Origin of the sequence: Nocardioides sp. NPDC057577, from assembly GCF_042801335.1 — a bacterium.
Taxonomy (GTDB): Bacteria; Actinomycetota; Actinomycetes; order Propionibacteriales; family Nocardioidaceae; genus Nocardioides.
Genome location: NZ_JBHVGB010000318.1, coordinates 1 through 2,119, shown reverse-complemented (window position 1 = coordinate 2,119; position 2,119 = coordinate 1). Strand labels below are relative to the sequence as shown.

General features: G+C 69.9%; 3 protein-coding genes. 1 reads left to right on the top strand and 2 read right to left on the bottom strand.

Going from position 1 to position 2,119, the window contains the following annotated elements:
- Positions 1 to 15: 15 nt before the first annotated feature.
- Positions 16 to 555, bottom strand: a complete 540-nt coding sequence (locus tag ACFU7D_RS29410) for a Clp protease N-terminal domain-containing protein (RefSeq protein WP_378874025.1) — start codon at positions 553 to 555, stop codon at positions 16 to 18.
- Positions 555 to 767 (bottom strand): helix-turn-helix domain-containing protein, encoded by a 213-nt coding sequence (locus ACFU7D_RS29405; RefSeq protein WP_091052828.1) that lies wholly within the window; start codon positions 765 to 767, stop codon positions 555 to 557. Before ACFU7D_RS29405 ends, ACFU7D_RS29410 begins: the two co-directional genes overlap by 1 nt.
- A 122-nt stretch (positions 768 to 889) precedes the next feature.
- Here ACFU7D_RS29405 and ACFU7D_RS29400 point away from each other — a divergent pair, with 122 nt between their 5' ends.
- On the top strand, positions 890 to 2,092 hold the full coding sequence (locus ACFU7D_RS29400; RefSeq protein WP_378874021.1) for an MFS transporter: 1,203 nt from the start codon (positions 890 to 892) through the stop codon (positions 2,090 to 2,092).
- Positions 2,093 to 2,119: the final 27 nt, after the last annotated feature.

The following is a 2,119-nucleotide window of genomic DNA, read 5'->3' as shown; positions in this document are numbered from 1 at the left end:
CCTGACGCCTCGGCGTCAGGCGGCCTCGCCGTGCTCGAGCGTGCGGCGCAGCGCAGCAGCATCCACGCCGAGGGCCTGTAGGGCAGCATGTCCTTCCCCTTCTGCGCGAAGGATGCCGAGCAGGATGTGCTCGGTCCCGATCGAGCGGTCCTCGAGCCGGATCGCCTCGCGCAGCGAGAGCTCGAGGACCTTCTTCGCGTCCTTGGTGAAGGGGATGTGCCCACCGAGACGGCGGCGCGGCTTCCCGCTGTCCAGCGCGCCGGCGCCGAAGACCTCCTCCACCTTGGAGCGCACCGCGTCCAGGTCGATCCCGAGCGTCGACAGCGCGTCGGCGTCGTCGTTGCCGAGACGCCCATGGGCCCGCTCGACCTCCGCCCGCAGCGCTCCCGCCTCGACCCCGGCCTCGGTGAGCGCCCGGGCGGCGGACGAACCGGCGCTGGAGCCGATCGCCAGCAGCAGGTGGTCGTCGCCGATGCGCTCGTGACCGAGCTCGGTGGCGTACGTCTGGGCCGCGGTCACCGCATCGCGGGCCGACTTGGTGAATCTCTCGAACATCACATCTCCTTCGAGTACTTCTTGTGGACCGCCTGGCGGCTGACCTCCAGCGCGTCGGCGATCTCCTGCCAGGCCCATCCCTGTCGGCGGGCGTTCGCCACCTGCAGCCGCTCCAGCGAGTCGGCGAGGCGACGCAGCGCGAGCGCGGCTCGCAACCCCGTGCTCGGGTCGGCGCTCGCGGCCGACTCGGCGAGATCCTTCGCATCCGTCATGCTGTCAATATAGGTTGACAACCTCGCCGTGTCAACCATGGTTGACAGGATCGCTCGGGCGGCGGGACCGGGGTCACACCGATTCACGGAATAGCCCACAAATCGCCGAAGGTTAGGCAGTAGTGACCGATACCGCCACCGCCGAGACCGCCGTCAGACCGGTCACCCCTGTCCAGTTCGTCATCGCCGTGCTCGCGCTCGCGATGGGCGGGTTCGCGATCGGTACGACCGAGTTCGTCACCATGGGCGTGCTGCCCGAGATCGCCGAGGGCGTCGGTGTCGGAACCTCGACGGCTGGCCACCTGATCAGCGCTTATGCGGTCGGGGTGGTCGTCGGCGTACCGATCCTCTCGTTCTTCGTCGCCCACCTTCCGCGCAAGGGGCTGCTGCTGTCGCTGATGGCGGCGTACGCCCTGTTCAATGTGCTCAGCGCGGTCGCCGTCGACTTCCACATGCTGCTGGTCGCGAGGTTCCTCGACGGGCTCCCGCACGGCGCCTACTTCGGTGTCGCGACCATCGTCGCCACGTCGATGGCCGCGCCGAAGCACCGCGGCCGGGCGGTCGCCCTGGTGATGCTCGGGCTCTCGGTCGCCAACGTGATCGGTGTCCCGTTCGCGACGTGGCTCGGTCAGACCGCCGGCTGGCGGGCGCCGTACGCAGCCGCAGCAGGCCTCGCCCTGCTGACCGTGGTGCTGGTGCAGCTCTCGGTGCCCCACTTCCCGGGCGACCCGAACGCGACCGGCCGCAGCGAGGCCGGCCGGTTCTTCACCAACAAGCAGGTCTGGCTGACGATGCTCGCGGGCGCGATCGGGTTCGGCGGCATGTTCGCGGCCTACTCCTACATCTCCCCGATCGTCACCGACACCGCCGGCCTGGCCGAGGGAGCGGTGCCGTGGTTCGTGTTCGCGTTCGGCGTCGGAATGGTCGTCGGCACCTGGGTCGCTGGCGAGCTGGCCCGCTGGTCGGTGATGGGATCGCTGCTCGCGAGCAGCCTCGGCATGGTGGCGGTGCTGACCCTCTTCTGGCTGGTCGCCCCGGCCGGGTGGTGGCTTGCGCCGGTCGCCTTCCTGACCACCGCGATCGCGTCGGTGCTGGTGATCAACCTGCAGGTGCGGCTTATGGACGTCGCCGATGACGCGGTGACCCTCGGTGCGGCGATGAACCATGCGAGCCTCAACATCGCCAACGCCCTCGGCGCCTTCGCCGGTGGCCTGGCCCTCGACGTCTGGAGCGTGCGCGAGGCGCCGTTGGTCGGCGCCGGCCTGGCCGCCGCCGGGATGCTCGTGCTGCTGTGGAGCACCAGCATCCACCGGCGTAGGGCCTAGAAGAACGCCGAGTCGGCGCGTTAGAAC

What these genes read in the sequence shown, in the direction of transcription:
- ACFU7D_RS29405 (WP_091052828.1), bottom strand. Translation starts at nt 767, where the DNA reads ATGACGGATGCGAAGGATCTCGCCGAGTCGGCCGCGAGCGCCGACCCG.
- ACFU7D_RS29410 (WP_378874025.1), bottom strand. Translation starts at nt 555, where the DNA reads ATGTTCGAGAGATTCACCAAGTCGGCCCGCGATGCGGTGACCGCGGCC.